Source organism: Pantoea wallisii (assembly GCF_002095485.1).
Lineage (GTDB): Bacteria > Pseudomonadota > Gammaproteobacteria > Enterobacterales > Enterobacteriaceae > Pantoea > Pantoea wallisii.
The window spans coordinates 33,800-49,496 of the sequence record NZ_MLFS01000035.1; the positions used below are offsets into that span (position 1 = coordinate 33,800).

Annotated in this window: 15 protein-coding genes and 1 pseudogene; 9 read left to right on the plus strand and 7 right to left on the minus strand. The window is 54.6% G+C overall.

Going from position 1 to position 15,697, the window contains the following annotated elements; all coding sequences use genetic code 11:
- Window positions 1-41 precede the first annotated feature (41 nt).
- Entirely contained in the window at window positions 42-683 is a 642-nt protein-coding gene (locus HA48_RS13265) for an HD domain-containing protein (RefSeq protein ID WP_128601736.1), read from the plus strand.
- A gap of 52 nt (window positions 684-735) precedes the next feature.
- On the opposite strand, the gene HA48_RS13270 is transcribed toward HA48_RS13265, so the two are convergent.
- Window positions 736-1,965 carry a cupin domain-containing protein gene (locus HA48_RS13270; RefSeq protein ID WP_128601737.1) on the minus strand — a complete coding sequence of 410 codons (1,230 nt, stop codon included), beginning with the start codon at window positions 1,963-1,965 and terminating at the stop codon, window positions 736-738.
- Between the two features lie 363 nt (window positions 1,966-2,328).
- A complete protein-coding gene (locus HA48_RS13275; RefSeq protein WP_128601738.1) occupies window positions 2,329-3,528 on the minus strand; it encodes an FAD-dependent oxidoreductase in 1,200 nt (399 codons plus the stop codon).
- A gap of 297 nt (window positions 3,529-3,825) precedes the next feature.
- Here HA48_RS13275 and HA48_RS13280 point away from each other — a divergent pair, with 297 nt between their 5' ends.
- Window positions 3,826-6,153, plus strand: a complete 2,328-nt coding sequence (locus HA48_RS13280) for an FdhF/YdeP family oxidoreductase (protein WP_128601739.1) — start codon at window positions 3,826-3,828, stop codon at window positions 6,151-6,153.
- 3 nt (window positions 6,154-6,156) lie between these two features.
- Here the strand turns inward: HA48_RS13280 and HA48_RS13285 are convergent, their stop codons facing one another.
- Entirely contained in the window at window positions 6,157-7,086 is a 930-nt protein-coding gene (locus HA48_RS13285; RefSeq protein WP_128601740.1) for an AraC family transcriptional regulator, read from the minus strand.
- 113 nt (window positions 7,087-7,199) lie between these two features.
- Between HA48_RS13285 and HA48_RS13290 the strand changes: the two genes are divergently transcribed.
- The gene (locus tag HA48_RS13290; protein WP_128601741.1) at window positions 7,200-8,033 is read left to right on the plus strand and encodes an oxidoreductase; all 834 of its coding nucleotides are present in this window, start codon (window positions 7,200-7,202) and stop codon (window positions 8,031-8,033) included.
- Window positions 8,034-8,089: 56 nt separating this feature from the next.
- On the opposite strand, the gene HA48_RS13295 is transcribed toward HA48_RS13290, so the two are convergent.
- On the minus strand, window positions 8,090-9,028 hold the full coding sequence (locus tag HA48_RS13295; protein ID WP_128601742.1) for an omptin family outer membrane protease: 939 nt from the start codon (window positions 9,026-9,028) through the stop codon (window positions 8,090-8,092).
- Window positions 9,029-9,674: 646 nt separating this feature from the next.
- Between HA48_RS13295 and ycgZ the strand changes: the two genes are divergently transcribed.
- Together ycgZ and HA48_RS13305 are read left to right on the plus strand one after the other, a co-directional pair.
- Complete coding sequence (gene ycgZ, locus HA48_RS13300) at window positions 9,675-9,926, plus strand: regulatory protein YcgZ (RefSeq protein ID WP_128601743.1); 252 nt, start codon at window positions 9,675-9,677, stop codon at window positions 9,924-9,926.
- Between the two features lie 26 nt (window positions 9,927-9,952).
- Window positions 9,953-10,243, plus strand: coding sequence for a hypothetical protein (locus tag HA48_RS13305; protein WP_128601744.1), 291 nt, complete (start codon window positions 9,953-9,955; stop codon window positions 10,241-10,243).
- Here the strand turns inward: HA48_RS13305 and HA48_RS13310 are convergent.
- Window positions 10,240-10,653 carry a winged helix-turn-helix transcriptional regulator gene (locus HA48_RS13310; RefSeq protein WP_128601745.1) on the minus strand — a complete coding sequence of 138 codons (414 nt, stop codon included), beginning with the start codon at window positions 10,651-10,653 and terminating at the stop codon, window positions 10,240-10,242. The genes HA48_RS13305 and HA48_RS13310 overlap by 4 nt on opposite strands.
- An 84-nt stretch (window positions 10,654-10,737) precedes the next feature.
- Here HA48_RS13310 and HA48_RS13315 point away from each other — a divergent pair, with 84 nt between their 5' ends.
- On the plus strand, window positions 10,738-11,646 hold the full coding sequence (locus tag HA48_RS13315) for an aromatic alcohol reductase (RefSeq protein ID WP_128601746.1): 909 nt from the start codon (window positions 10,738-10,740) through the stop codon (window positions 11,644-11,646).
- Here HA48_RS13315 and HA48_RS13320 read toward each other — a convergent pair.
- Window positions 11,633-12,493 (minus strand): substrate-binding domain-containing protein, encoded by an 861-nt coding sequence (locus tag HA48_RS13320; RefSeq protein ID WP_128601747.1) that lies wholly within the window; start codon window positions 12,491-12,493, stop codon window positions 11,633-11,635. The genes HA48_RS13315 and HA48_RS13320 overlap by 14 nt on opposite strands.
- 209 nt (window positions 12,494-12,702) lie before the next feature.
- On the opposite strand from HA48_RS13320, the gene HA48_RS13325 reads away from it, so the two are divergent.
- Window positions 12,703-13,395, plus strand: coding sequence for a RipA family octameric membrane protein (locus HA48_RS13325; protein ID WP_128601748.1), 693 nt, complete (start codon window positions 12,703-12,705; stop codon window positions 13,393-13,395).
- Window positions 13,396-13,443: 48 nt separating this feature from the next.
- Here HA48_RS13325 and HA48_RS13330 read toward each other — a convergent pair whose 3' ends face one another.
- Complete coding sequence (locus HA48_RS13330; RefSeq protein WP_128601749.1) at window positions 13,444-14,214, minus strand: transporter substrate-binding domain-containing protein; 771 nt, start codon at window positions 14,212-14,214, stop codon at window positions 13,444-13,446.
- Between the two features lie 250 nt (window positions 14,215-14,464).
- Here HA48_RS13330 and HA48_RS13335 point away from each other — a divergent pair, with 250 nt between their 5' ends.
- Together HA48_RS13335 and HA48_RS13340 are read left to right on the plus strand one after the other, a co-directional pair.
- Window positions 14,465-15,139 carry a heavy metal response regulator transcription factor gene (locus HA48_RS13335; RefSeq protein ID WP_128601750.1) on the plus strand — a complete coding sequence of 225 codons (675 nt, stop codon included), beginning with the start codon at window positions 14,465-14,467 and terminating at the stop codon, window positions 15,137-15,139.
- Window positions 15,136-15,697 (plus strand): annotated as a pseudogene (locus tag HA48_RS13340) (heavy metal sensor histidine kinase); the annotation flags it as partial. The gene HA48_RS13335 and the pseudogene HA48_RS13340, both read left to right, overlap by 4 nt.

Below are 15,697 nucleotides of genomic sequence, written 5' to 3' on the forward strand. Positions count from 1 at the left end.
CGCTTTATGCTGAGTGCAACTTAACTGCGAGGAGCACTATCATGAGTTTTACCCTTAACGGCATTGGCATTCCCGACAGCAAAATGGCCCGTGACGCCACAGCACTGGTGCGCGACACCGAATCGGACCTGCTGTTTCACCACTCCAGCCGGGTTTACTACTGGGGCGCGCTGGCAGGTCAGCGGCTGGGCTTAAAGGTCGATGCGGAGTTGCTGTATGTTGGCTGCATGTTCCACGATGTTGGGTTGACCAAAGAGCACTGCAGCTGTGACAAGCGCTTCGAAGTTGACGGCGCCAATGCGGCACGCGATTTTCTGAAGAGTTATGGCGTAGATCGGGCCGACATCGACAAAGTCTGGACCGCCATCGCGCTGCATACTACGCCCGGTATCCCTGAATTTATGGCACCTGAGATTGCGCTGGTCACCGCCGGCGTAGAGATGGATGTGCTGGGCATCAATTATGAACAGTTCAGCGATGAGCAGCGTGCTGCTGTGGTTCAGCAGCATCCGCGCCCGGCGCAATTTAAAGAGGAGATCATTCAGGCATTTTACGAGGGCATTAAACATAAACCGGATACGACGTTCGGTAACGTGAAAGCCGATGTCATTGCAGATAAACAACCTGCGTTCCGGCCGCTGAACTTCTGCAGCGTTATTCGTCAGTCGCGCTGGGCAGGTTAAGCGCGTCCGGGTAACCCGAAGAGCGCGCAGCCTCTGCTGCGCGCTATGCTCGCTACTTCACCACCGGATGTTTTTCCTGCTGCAGCGCGTGCATAAACGTATCGTCAAGGTGCAGATGCTGACGCACCAGTTCAGGCGGCGTGCTGGCCAGCCACTGGTTGAGCGAAATATCCGCGTAGTAATCACTTTTAAACAGCTCAAGAAAACGCAGCGGTGTGTCGCCGGTGTTTTCAATGTAGTGCCCCATGGCAAACGGGACATAGCCAACGTCCCCCGCACGGAAGTCAAACGTGCGCGCCTGGCCGGAGGAGGCAAAAACGCCCATGCGCCCCTGACCTTCCAGGTAGTATTGCCACTCGTCATTGTTGGGATGCCAGTGTAGCTCGCGCATTGCACCGGGTTCCAACTCTACCAGCGCCGCAGCGATAGTTTTCGACACCGGGAAATTACCGGAATCAGTGATGCGTACCTTTCCCCCCGGCAGCGTGAGTGGCGTCTGCGCCAGCATTTTATGTGAGAAGGTCAGCGTTGATTTTTTACCCCCCTTCACTGCCGCGCCAGCCGGACCCTGTGGCGCCTGCCCGGCAAAAATATACTCCTCCGCCGGCGACGGCAGATGATTAAACAGATCTGCGGACACGCCGAAATTTTTCGCCAGCACCTCGGGCGGAATATGTTTAAACCAGTCGCTCAGCAGAAACGTGCTGTCCTCATCAAAATTACCGTTGTCGAACGCCAGCAGAAATTCACAGCCGTCCGGTCCCAGCCCCTGAATAGAGTGCGGTACACCGGGGGGAAAGTACCAGAGATCGCCCACGCCGAGATCGTCAACAAACCAGCCGCCCTGCGCGTCCAGGGCAGTGATACGGGCATTACCATACAGCATGTAAGCCCACTCCCCCTCTTTATGCCAGTGCAGTTCGCGGATGCCGCCGTTATCCAGCCGCATGTCCACACCGGCGATGGTGGTTGAGATCCCCAGTTCACGCTGTGTGACCTGGCGCGTCCAGCCGCCACTGCCTTTACGCACGTGCGCATCGCTAAATGAGAAGCGCAGGTTCGGCAACGTGCCGCTGTCGGTAGCGGGCGGATCAACAAGGTCTGGATTGAGCGCCTCACGTACAGGATCGTGCGGGCCGGGATCGCGCGGATGATGCGGATTATTGGCCGGATACGTAGCAACGTTACTGTCATGCGCATGTACGCTACCGGCGGCGAGCGCCACGGTGCCACCTGCAGCAAAGGCCATAAAACGTCTGCGGGATAAGTTGTCGATTTTCATAGCAGCTGTTTTCCTTCGTTTCTTATGGTTTTAACAAAGCGCCTTAACCATAGCGAAACTGCAGATGCGCGAAACAATGCGTAGCGGCTGAAATTAATTGAAGATTTTTATCATGCAGCCAGCCGCCACCTCGCTGATAATCAGCCACTTGTGCTTCGTTGAGCACGGGTTGAAGTTCGTCCGTTTTTCGCCTGCTGTTATGGCACTAACGGCCTAAAACGCACCGGCCATCAATCAGATTTATTAATGATAACCAGCACCGAAAGTTAATGGAATGTTACAAATGGTAGCGAGCCGCTGGCAAACAACGCAGGTTGTAACAGCTGGCACTGCCTCGCCCTGATTCTGGTAATTAGCCGCCGGTTACCGCACCTCATGCAGATAGCGAGGGCGCTCAGTGCGAAACCCTAACCCAATCAGGCGTCCAATCAGGTGACGCAAAAAAGGGTACCGACTGATAATCTGCGGTACTTTGCTCGGTTTGGTACGCGGACGCTTACTGCTGCTCATTTTCATCTGTAGAAATTGCGTGGCTACGGTTGGGAACTGCCGGCGCTGTTGTACCTTTTGCAAATCACGTAGCGTCAGCGTGCCGTCTCTCAACGGCTGCGTCAGAAGGTTAGCTGCGGCAACCGCATCCTGAATGGCCAGGTTAACGCCCACGCCACCGATGGGTGACATGGCATGCGCGGCATCGCCGATACAGAGTACGCCAGGCTTCATCCACTGCTTAAGGCGATCAATGCGGATGGATAACAGTTTGAGCTGATCCCAGCTCTCCAGCTGCGCCATGCGCGCAACGCTGAACGGTGCAGACTGTGCCATGGTGCTTTTCAGCGCATCCAGGCCGGCCATCTTTAACGCATCCAGTTGCCCTTTCTGTATGGTGTAGCCGCACTGCCAGTAGTCGCCACGATCGATAACAATGAAGTTTTGCTTCGGTCCTTTATGGCCCATACCCAGCGCCGGATCGTCCGGTTGCTTATCCAGCCGGAACCATAACACATCGCGCGGTGAGCCAAATGCCTGGCTCTCTAATCCGGCTTTGGTCCGCACCTGAGAGTTGCGCCCGTCAGCGCCGATCACCAGCGGCGCATGAATGGTATGACCCTGCACCGTTTTTATGCCAGCGATCGCGCCCTCGTTATAGATAAAATCCTCAAAGCCGGTCGACTGCAGCAGCGTGAATCCCGGATACTTCGCGGCTTCGGCGGCGATAAAGTTGAGAAAATCCCACTGCGGCATAAAGGCAATAAAACGGCAGCGCACCGGCAAACGCGAGAAGTCCGCCATGGTGATCTCCTGCCCGGCCACCTCCGCCTGTAATTTTTCGGCACGCTGATGGGGCAGACTCAGCAGCGACTCGAGTTGCCCAAGCTGTGCCATGATCTCCAGCGTTGACGGATGAATAGTGTCGCCACGAAAGTCACGCAGAAAGTCGTCATGTTTTTCAACGACCACCGCACGTAAACCGGCACGTGCCAGCAGATAGCCGAGCATGAGTCCGGCAGGTCCACCGCCAACGATACAACACTCCGCAGTTAACGCCTGTGATGCCTCCATACTAACCTCAATACAGTGCAATGGATGATAATTGTTATCATTTATATAGCATGCCGGTGCCGGCGAGGTAGTGAGAAATGCTGTGCACGCGTCAGGGGTGTTGCGCGTCGCGTGCCATACAAGCGATCGCTTTCTGCTGCGATCTCCTGATATCCGCCTGATAATTTTTACCTTTTAGCCGCAGCGCAGCAACATCCTGCAAACATTAATCGCACGAGTTTGCCCTTACCCGCTTGCGCTAAGCGCAGGCTGACCCAGGCTAAATAGGGTCAATTACTGCATTAACGGTAGGGTTAAATGAAACAGCAAAATCGTAACATTGGCATTGCGCCTTATGGTGGTTCGGCGGGTGGCTGGGGCGCGCTCAAGGCAGTAGCCGATGCTTTACGTCGCCAGATGTCTTTCAAACAGGATGTTATTGCGCTTTTTAAAGTGAATCAGCCGCAGGGATTTGATTGCCCCGGCTGTGCCTGGCCGGACCCGCGTCACACCTCCTCATTTGAATTCTGCGAAAACGGTGCCAAGGCGGTGTCATGGGAAGCGACCAGCAAACGCACCACGCCTGAATTTTTTGCCGCGCATACCGTTAGCGAACTCTGGCAGCGCAATGCGTTTGAACTGGAAGGCGAAGGCCGTTTAACCCATCCGATGAAATACGATGCCGCCAGCGATACCTATCAGCCAATTGCATGGGAAACCGCGTTTGCCGAGATCGGCGCGCTTCTGCGCGGTTACGATGATCCTGACAGCGTCGAGTTCTATACCTCCGGGCGCGCCTCCAACGAAGCCGCATTTCTGTGGCAGCTGTTTGCCCGTGAATACGGCACCAACAACTTCCCGGATTGTTCCAATATGTGCCATGAGCCCACCAGCGTGGGCCTGCCGGAGTCGATTGGCGTGGGCAAAGGCACCATTGAGCTGGAGGATTTTGACCATTGTGATTTGGTGTTATGCATCGGGCATAACCCCGGCACCAACCATCCCCGCATGCTGGCCACGTTGCGAGAAGTCGCTAAACGCGGCGCCACGATTGTCGCCATCAATCCGTTACGCGAGCGCGGACTGGAGCGGTTTACCTCGCCGCAAAGCCCGATTGAGATGCTATCAATGAGTTCAACGCAACTGGCCTCCACCTACTATAAAGTGCGGGTTGGCGGTGATGCCGCGATGCTAAAAGGGGTGATGAAGATACTGCTGACTATGCATGAGGAGGCGCTGCGGAGCGGCGCGGCGCCGGTGTTGGATGAAGCCTTTATCGATGAACACACTGAAGGCTTCGCGGCACTGAAGCAGGATCTGGAGAATACCGACTGGGCGCACATCCTGAAGGTGTCCGGTATGGATCGCGCTGAGATTCAAAATATTGCGCGCCTCTACGCCAACGCAAAAAATACCATTATCTGTTACGGCATGGGGATTACGCAGCATCAGTACGGCACGCAGAATGTGCAGCAAATTGCCAACCTGCTTTTGCTGCGCGGCAATATCGGCAGAAAAGGAGCCGGTATTTGTCCGCTGCGTGGTCACTCCAATGTGCAGGGTGACCGTACCGTGGGCATTACTGAAATTCCGCCTCAGTCGCTGCTCGACAGCATCGAAAACGTGTTTGGCTTCACGCCGCCGCAAAAGCATGGTCACGGTGCGGTCGCGGCCATCCAGGCGATTCAGCAAGGGAGATCGCAGGCGCTGCTGTGCCTGGGCGGCAATCTCGCTGAGGCGATCTCCGATCCCAACGTCACGTTTGCTGCCCTGCGCAAACTGGATTTAGTGGTACATATGGCCACCAAACTGAATCGCTCCCACCTTCTGATGGCGAAGCACAGCTACCTTCTGCCCGTGCTGGGACGCACTGAGATCGATCAGCAAGCCACGGGGGAGCAAAGCGTTACGGTAGAGGATTCAATGTCGATGGTGCATGCCTCACGCGGGACGCTGCCGCCGGCCTCGCCGCATCTGAAATCTGAACCGGCGCTGGTCGCGGGACTGGCGAAAGCGACCTTGCCTGACAGCCGCGTGAACTGGGATAAGATGATCGGTGATTACAATAATATTCGCGATGCTATTGAGGCGGTATTCCCGGCGTTTGAAAACTTTAATCAGCGCGTTATGCAGCCCGGCGGTTTTCGTTTGCGTAACGCGGCATCGGAGCGCGAGTGGCTTACCGCATCAGGCCGGGCGCAATTTAAAGTGATGGAAGGGATCAATGAAGATCCGCGGTCGTTACACTGTCACGATCTGGTACTGACGACGCTGCGCAGTCACGATCAATACAACACGACATTATATGGTCTCAACGATCGTTATCGTGGCGTGAGCGGTCGCCGTGATGTGCTGTTTATCTCTGCCGATGAGGCAGAGAAACGCCAGCTGCGTGTCGGCGATACCGTTAATATGATTGCGCTAGATCCTCAGGGAGAACGGACGGAACGGAGGCTGGATAATCTGACTATTGTGGTGTATGACATGGCTCCGGGTTCGGTTGCGGCCTACTACCCTGAAGCGAACGTGCTGGTGCCGCTGGATAGCCACGATACCCGGAGCGGCATTCCCGCCTATAAAAGCATCCCGGTGCTGCTTGAGCCTTCAGTGGCGACGCACGCAGAGAGCAGTGGTGCGCTGCGCTGAGCATCAGTGTGAAGAGACAAACGCCATGTCCTGCTGCGCGGGAGGTATCGCGAAGTGGCGCTGCATGCGTTTGATCTCTTCGGCCGGCGGCAAGCCAAACAGCCGCTTGAATTCACGGTTGAACTGCGAGGCGCTCTCATAGCCCACCGCATGGCTGGCCGCCGCCGCAGTTACAGTCTGACGCAGCATCAGCATGCGTGCCTGATGCAGACGCACGGATTTCACATACTGCATTGGTGGCTGCCGCGTGATGTTTTTAAAGTGGGTGTGAAATGTGGGAACGCTCATGCCCGCTTCGGCGGCCAATGCGCTGAGGCTAAGCGGCTGCGCGTAGCGGGCATGAATATGCCGTAGCGCTTTGCCAATTTTACCAAACTGCCCGTGCAGCGTCAGCGCGGCACGCATCGCCTGCCCCTGCGCGCCCGTCAGCACACGATAGTAGAGTTCGCGTACCCGCTCCGGACCTAAAATCGCCGCATCCAGCGGATCATTCAGCGTTTCAACCAAACGCAGCACCACATCGCGCAGCGTGGCATCCATTGGGCTCGACATCATACTTTGCGCTGCTTTCACTTCGACCGGTACCGCCTGCTGCTCAAGCTGCAACAGCAGATCCGTTGCCACGGTAAAATCGAGATGCATATAGATCGCCAGGAGCGGATGTTCTGCGGTGGCTTCTGTCTCCATGGTAAAAGGTACCGGCACGGCTACCGCCAGGTAGTGCTGCTCGTCATAGAGATAGATCTGGTCACCAAAAAAGCCGCGCTTCGTTCCCTGGCAAACAATCACGATACCCGGATCGTACAGCACCGGCGTACGCGCCAGTGGGCGATCGGATCGCAGGATGCGGACATCCGGCAGCGCCGTCAGATTGTATCCCTCCTGCGGCGCCAGCGTTTTCATCAGTGCAAGCGTACGCTGCCGGTCATTCATGTTTACACTCCACCACACTCATAAGATTAGGCAATAAAAGCAGAAGATAAGGCCTCTTCAGCGCGTTTTATACAGAATATTATGCATCTTCCATCTAAGCAGGGAGAAGTGCAATGTCTGAGGTTAAAACCCTTTTAATCACCGGTGTCAGTAGCGGCTTTGGTCGCGCCCTGGCACAGCTCGCGTTAAGCCGCGGCTACCGCGTTATCGGCACCGTGCGGAGCGCCGCTGCGAAGCACGATTTTGTGCAACTTCATGCGGATAACGCCTGTGCGCTTGAACTGGACGTCACCGACTTTACCGCTCTCGATGCCGCCATCGCCGGCATTGAAGCGTCACAGGGGCCGATTGATGTGCTGGTAAATAACGCCGGTTATGGCCACGAAGGGATTATGGAGGAGTCCTCACTGGAGGAGATGCGCCGCCAGTTTGACGTCAATGTGTTTGGTGCCGTGGCGATGACCAAAGCGCTGCTGCCTTTTATGCGCGAGAGACGTCGCGGCCATATCCTGAACATCACCTCCATGGGCGGCTTTATTACCCTGCCGGGTATCAGCTATTACTGCGGCAGCAAATTTGCCTTACAGGGCATTTCAGAGACCCTCAGCCAGGAGCTGGCGCCATTTAATATCCACGTGACCGCTGTGATGCCGGGGTCATTCCGTACCGACTGGGCGGGTCGCTCCATGGTCCGCAGCACGCGCAGCATCAGTGATTATGATGCGCTATTTGATCCGATTCGCCAGGCACGAGAAGCGAAAAGCGGCAGACAGTTGGGCGATCCGGCTAAAGCGGCATGTGCCATGCTGGATATCATTGAGAGCGCGTCGCCGCCGACACAGCTGTTACTGGGTAGCGATGCGCTGGGGCTGGTTCGCAATAAACTGGCAGCGATGCAGGCAGAAATTGATCGCTGGGAAACGCTGACGCGATCGACAGATGGTTAACGCAGGAAAACCAGGCATAGCACGCTATGCCTGGTGTATTACGGGTGCGCTCACTATCAGAAGCGATATTGCAGACCCAGGGTAACGGTATAGTTTTTGTTGGAAATGCCTGCAGCATCCCCACCAAACGACGCAGATTCACCGCTCACGGTATCAATAACCTGCGTACCGCCCTTGCCCTCTTCATATTTGCTGTAGCTAAACTCAGCAAATACTTTTGCATTGCCGGTAATATAATAACCGGCGTCCACAGAGGCACCGTAGTAACGTGAATTTGAGGTTTTCTCACGGAACGTCAGGTCTCGCATATAGTGCTCATCATTATCGTGAGCGCGTACCCAATCACTGAATTTAAACAGCGCGTTAAATTCAAAATCATTAATACGGTACTGTCCAACCAGACCTATATAGGGCATTGAAAAACGCTGGCTGTAGCCAATACCTGGCTGACCATCAGGGAAATTCCCGACAAAAGCACCGTTATCATAATTATAGGTGCCGCCGGTTGCGGTCCAGCTGAAGCGCGTTTCCTGATAACCGGCTACTGCACCCGCTTTATAGTTGTCACCCTGCAGGAACCAGCCTTTGACGTTAAGATCGTATTCGTTGGCATAGTTGACATCAGTGCTCGGGTGCGATGAGTGATCGGTCCAGTTCGATTGATTACTGTTCTGCCAGTCGTAATCATCCATATGGCCTGACCCGGAGGCCAGCGAGGTCCAGCCCCGTGCGTTAAGCGTAAGGAATGAGTACGCATCCCAGGAGAAATCCATCTTAAGAATAGCGACGTTTTTAATTTTCCAGTCCAGCTGACTGACTTTGCGCGCGCTGCTGGCGTCATACACCATCTCTTTCGATTTACCACCCAGCATGCCCACTGAGGTTGCCACACTAATACTGTCTGCGGAGAGATTTGGCATATATTGCGCAGATTCGGCGTACGCCGTTCCTGAGAGCGCGGCCATCATCATCACCGCAATACTACTTTTCTTCATTTTGAATCCCATGTTTAATTTAATTAATCCCTGAACAGCGGGCGCAGAATAAAATGTCCGATACCATCAGGCAAGCGTAAATTGAGTGAGCATAAAATAAGCGATGAGAATTAAATAAAATTAACTAAAGAACTATTACCGGCTGACGATAACAGCAGATTACCTTGTCATCCGGCTAACGCTGGTTTCAGCGCTAATCGAACTTTAGCAAACCAAAAAAATGATTATCTGTTATTCACGTTTGTAAGGCGCCAGCAGCCTTATATGACGCACTCTGCAAATTATTTTTGCCACGAATTAATGCGCCTGACTCTACGCAAGAAAGCTTAAACTCTTTTTCACGGTGATTTGGGTTAAGTATTGAGAGGGCATAGTAATTAGCAAAAGTGCGGGTATCACCCCCCAACCTGAAAAATTTTCAAATTCTGCCGCCATACGCTATCGGGGCTGCCCTTTTAGCTCAAAAGCTCTTTTTTGCACGCTCAGCCACCCTGACGTGATGCTGACCTAACATAATGTAAATGAAGGCTTAGCACTTTTTGCTAAAAAATCCGCGATGCGCCAGCGTTACATTCCTGTACATAAATATTTTCTTTGTATAACTTTATTTAAGCTGTGTTTATCATTTATTGTGGAGAACGGAGATATGTCTCAGGACCGTAATCTTGCCACAACCGCTGATGCGATTCGCTGCCACTTCAAACAGGCAGCGCTGCCTTCACAGCAGGAGACGCTGGGCCAGCTGGTGGTTGAAATTCTGCTGGAAGGCCGGTTACTGAATCGTAAATCGTTATGTACGAAACTGATTTTTCGCCTTGAACAGGCGCAAAGTCCTCAAGAGAAATTGCACTATCAGCAATTAGTTGGACTATTGTTTACCTGCGATAAGGAATCTTAAGCGTACCGCCGCAATCGAGAGTTTATATGTACCGAAGTGAAGAAGAACGGCTGACCGACATCGTTATGGGAGACGCCGTACTGCAATTATTAAAACAGGCTGGTCCGGTAACGACTGCCGCCCTGCTCGATAAACTGCACGCGCTGGCCGGGCAGGAGACGAACCCTGCACGACAACGTGCATTTCATCGCGCCATTGCCGAAGTGCAAAATAATCAGGACGCGTCAGCCGGAAACAGTGTGGCTCTTAAAGATACGAACAATGTCACTCATATTTTCCGCAACCGGGATGGCTCGGGTAAAACCACTAAACATTAGCCTCCACTCTCCGCATCAAAACGCTGCCGGGCATGGCGAATCTCATGCATGTTGCTTAAAATCCACTCCCACATAGGCAACATATTATGTAGCACGCCTGCGCCCAAGGGCATCAGGCGATATTCGACGTGGGGATGTGGATATTTCTGGTTAAAGTCATGCCGGCTAATTAATCCATCCCGTTCCAGCTGGCGCAGCGTACGTGTCAGCATCCGCTGTGTGATGCCCGCTAAAGCGCGTTTTAACGCTGCGTGACGCAACGCTCCCTGTGTTCCTAACGTATAGATGACGGCCAGCGACCAGCGGTTGCCGGTATGGGCCAGGACTTCTCTTTTGAGTCCATCATCTTCGTCACTTAATGCGTGACAGATCTGCGCAAATTTTATCTTTTCAGCTTCGCTAATCGTCATGTTATGTCCCGGTATCATCAGTGTGCCTGATTGTTATGTAGCGTGCGGGCTGACAGCATAGCCCTCAGTTAATAGGGAGGCGCTATGAATACCGCAATACATTCTCAATCACAAAATATTCTTATTCTGGGGGCGGGCGAGCTGGGACTCGCTGTGCTGCAGGGCTTTCTCGCCCTGCGTGACAACGTCACACCGCTCACGCTCAGCGTATTGCTACGGGAAAAGCGTGCTGACGATCAGCGGCTGGCACAATTCCATGCCTGGCAGGTGGAGGTCATCACCGCTGATTTTAGCCAGCACACCACGGATCAACTGGCGGCAAAGTTTGCCCGTTACGATGCGATCATAAACTGCAGTGGGTTTGTGGGCGGTAAAGGCACGCAGCTGAAAATCACTGAAGCCGTGATTAAAGCCGGCGTAAGACGCTATATTCCCTGGCAATTTGGTGTTGATTACGATCGGATTGGGATGGGTAGCGGTCAGCCAGTATGGGACGAGCAACTGGCGGTGCGACAGCGATTACGCCAGCAGCAGCACACGCAGTGGATAATTATCTCAACCGGCCTGTTTATGAGTTATCTCTTTGATGCCGCTTTTGGTGTGGTCGACGCGGAAAAACGCTGCGTTAAAGCCCCGGGCAGTGCGGATTATGCTGTCACCGTGACGACGCCGGAGGACATTGGTCGCCTGACGGCATTAATTTTCACCCACCGGCCCGCGATTAATGATCAGATCGTTAAGGTAGCGGGCGATACCCTGACGTACCGCCAGCTCGCGCAGTTGCTGGACTATCAGCTGGAGGTGATTACACAGGCGCAACTTCAGCATAACGCTGCTGAAAATCCTCACGATGCCGCCGCCGCTTATCGCCTCTCTTTTGCCCGCCCTGACGGCGTGGCCTGGAGTAAAGCCCAGACCTTTAACGTCCGGCAAAACATTGCGGTTACCGATGTCCGTAAATGGTTAACCGCCCGTGACATCAGTGACGGATAGCACAACCACACTGCGACATCTCACCCGGCACATGTTTACCCAGGTGGGAATGGCGTACCTGCAGTTCCCCCTGCTGCCAGGCGTTGCTGGTATCACTGCGCTGTTCAAGCAGGCGATTCAGCGCCTCGGTCACCAGCAGGTCACGGCGTTGTGCCCAGCTGGTGAGATGCCAGGTTGATGCACGCGCCTCGTCAATATCATCAACCCCGACCACAGCAACATGAGCGCCCTGGCCGAAGTCACGCACCGCCTGCAGCGCGCCCAGCGCCAGCACATCGCTGGCGCAGAACAACGCATTAATACGCTCCGCCGCCCGGGTTTTTCGTAGATAACCCATCACCGCCTGGTAAGCACGTTCACGATCGAATTCGCCCGCTGTCAGCTGTACCGTCAGCGCACTGTGCTGCTGCAGGCCGGCCTGATAACCGGCCAGATAGCGATCCGGTATGGCTGTTTCACGCGCCTGTAAAAAGCCGAAACGCTGATGTCCCTGAGCTAACAGCAGCGCGGCCATCTGCTGACCAACATCAAAGCCATCGGCAATCACTACGTCCGCGGCACGGCTGTCGCTGGGTGCGAGATGTACGCTGTGCACCTGCGGCAGAATGCCGGCAGCGATCTCCAGTTCATCATCGAACAAGGAGGTCAAAAACAGCAGTCCGGCCGGCGATAACGGCGCCACGCTGCGCAAGGCAGCCTGATAACTTTCGCGGGAGTTAACATTAAGCAATACGGCAGCCAGGCCGCGCGCATTAAGCTGGCGCGTCACCTCATTGAGCATGTTGACCGTATTGGGGTTGGTGAACTCATCGCTGATAATGGCGACCGGGTGAGAATGAACTGCCATGTCTGACTCTCCTGCAACGTAACGTGCGGTAATTATAGGTAGGGTACGCAGTAAGAATTCTACGTTACCCGAATAATCCTCCATCGCCAATCGGCGACAGGCGCCGACTGTCTGAAACCACGCTCCTGCAGAGTTGAGCACCCGGATTTGCGCCTCACCGCGCAATTTACGTTACACTGTCGCCACGTTTGTCCGGTACGGAAAATTTTATGCGCATCACGCTTGATCACCCCGATCACCCTTTTATTCACCGCTTGCTTGGCGAGGAGATTGAGATAATCGAATCGCCCTCCGCGCAAGAGACCCGCCTGCAGCAGGCGCTGCAGACCGCGCGGCAGCAGAAAAACCATGAAACGGAACTTGAGGGTAAGCGCAATGCGCTCTATCTGATCCTGTTTGTGTTCCTGTACGCCGCGCTGGGCGCTTCGCTGACGCTGGATCTCAGCGCTATTGCTCAGGCTTCCAGCCACAAAAGCATCGCGTATGCCCTGGAGGCGGTACCCGTGCTGATCGCTTTCTCCGGTCTGTTCCTGTCGCTGCTGTTTCTGTTCGCTACGCGTAGCAGCGCGCGCCGTCTGCGCAGCTGGGATCAAAGCATTTTGCTACTGGAAAAGTACACCGGCGGCAATCTGAGCAGGCAGATTAATGAGATGGGCGCGCGTACCACGCACTATTCGCAATCAGCGATCTCGGTAGCCCTGGCGCTGTTCATCTGCGTGACATGGGTTGTGATGTATAACTTTTTTACCTTCACCACCAGCGGCGTCATCGGCAGCGTGATTTCACTGTTTATCACCACCATGACCTACGTCATTCTCGATATTCAGCTGCTGAAATCCGATCAATCCATTGCGGTTGATGAGCCGCTGATCCCGGCGGATGAGGAGAAAAAGCTGCCTTAAAGCTGGCGTCCTCTGCCCTTCTCCTTTACGGAAAAGGGCAGAGAGATTTTATGGGTAGACTTTGAAAGTGAAGTATTTCTTCGCCAGTTTGTCGTAAGTGCCGTTTTTGTGTAGTTCAGCCAGCGCACTGTTTATCAGGGTTAAATTTGCCTCATCGCCTTTACGCAAACCAATGCCGACACCGTTGCCGAGCAGCTCTTTATCATCGAGCGTCGCTTTATTCACGTAGCCTTTACCCTCCGGCGTGCCGAGAAAACCCTGCTCAGCCGATACGGCATTCGCCAGGCTGGCATCCAGGCGACCCGCGACGAGATCCGGGTAGATCTCCATCTGATTAGGATAGGAGACGATGTTCACGCCCTGCGGTGCCCATTTCGATTTAGCATAGGTCTCCTGGATAGTGCCCTGCGCAACGCCAATATTTTTACCGCGCAGCGTACTGATATCTTCCGTTAAGGTACTGTTGGCAGGCGTTAATAGCGCACTCGGTGTCACATAGAGCATATTGGAGAAAGCAACCTGCTGGCGGCGCTTTTCGGTCATCGACATGGCTGAAAGGATCGCATCAAATTTTTTTGCCTGCAGCGCCGGAATACTGCCGTCAAACCCAATCTGTACCCACTGGCATTTCACTTTGGCCTGTGCGCAGATGGCGTTGCCAAGCTCAATATCAAAGCCCTGCAGCGAACCGTCGCTGGCTTTGGATTCAAACGGCGGAAACGTCGGATCAACACCGAATCGTAGCGTTTGCTGTGCGGCAGTGAGCTGGCTAAAAGCACCCAGCGAAAGCAGCAGCGCAAGGGACAACGTTCTCTTCATTATTCTCTCCGGAGGGTCGCTCAATCACAGGTAAGTGAGTGTAATACCATGCCATACCCGCGGCGGCTACCTAAAATGCGCGCCGCCACAGAGTGATTTCTTATGTTAGTGAGTAAGTTAGTCCGGTTTCATCTCCCGCAGCAGAGACTTTGCCGGTGCGTCATCACTTTGTCATAACTTTCTCACAGCGCTGTCAGCCGCTTTTCGTTATGCTGGCTATCCTCGGCCGTCATGCCCAATGGAGTAGCATATGAAGATTCTGGTGATAGAAGATGAAGCCAAAGCGCGTGATTACATGCGTAAAGGATTAACGGAAGCCGGATTTATCGTGGATGTGGCAGAGAACGGTCAGGATGGCCTGTTTTACGCGCAGGAGCACCATTACGATCTGATTCTGCTGGATGTGATGATGCCCGGCATTAACGGCTGGGAGGTGATGGCGCAGCTGGATCGGCAGATCAATACCCCGGTGATCTTCCTTACCGCGAAAGGGACGCTGGAAGATCGCATCAAAGGCCTTGAGCTGGGCGCGGATGATTACCTGGTAAAGCCCTTCTCGTTTGCCGAGCTGCTGGCGCGCGTACGCACCCAGCTGCGACGCGGCACGCAGCAAAAGCTGCCGGAGCTGCTGACGCTGGCCGATCTGCATCTCGACATCCCGAAACGTCGCGTTGAACGTGCCGGACAGCGCATCGATCTCACGAATAAGGAGTTCAACCTGCTGCATCTGTTTATGCTGCATCCGGGTGAGGTATTAACGCGCACCGTGATTGCCTCACGCGTGTGGGACATGAACTTCGATAGCGACACCAACGTGGTGGATGTTGCCGTGAAGCGTTTGCGGCAGAAGATTGATGGCCCTTTCATGGCGCCGCTGATCCATACCGTGCACGGTGTCGGCTACCGCTGCGAAGCTGAAACATGAAATCGCGCACGCTGGCTACGCGATTATCGCTGGCGCTCAGCGCCACGGTCGTGCTCATTTTCTCCCTGAGCGGCATGGCGCTCTACCACTCGCTGGCGAAACAGATCGGCGTGCGTGACGATGCTGCCCTGCTGACGCGCATTGACCAGATCCGCACGCTGCTGCGCGATGAAGATGCCGTGACACTGATCCAGCAGAAACCCCGTCTGTTCGCCAATATGCTTGGCAATACCGAATCCCTGCTGGTACTGCGCTTTCCTGGCCAGCCGCCGCTGATTGTGGTCAATCCTGGCGCCCGGCCGGTGCCGGCTATCGAGCCGGTGGCCGCCGATCAACCGCTCAGCCTGAATTCGGTGCATCATCAACTGGCCGCCGACGGCACGCCGTTTATCTCTGCGGCCGCGCTGACGCCCACCCGTGACGGCCATGGCGTAATTGAGATCATCACCGGCCGCCTGATGAGCGATCGCACCCAAACGCTCCGCAGTTACCGCGCGCAAATCATTATTGCTACCGCCCTGGCTGCGCTGCTGGTGGCGGCGATCAGCGTCTGGCTGG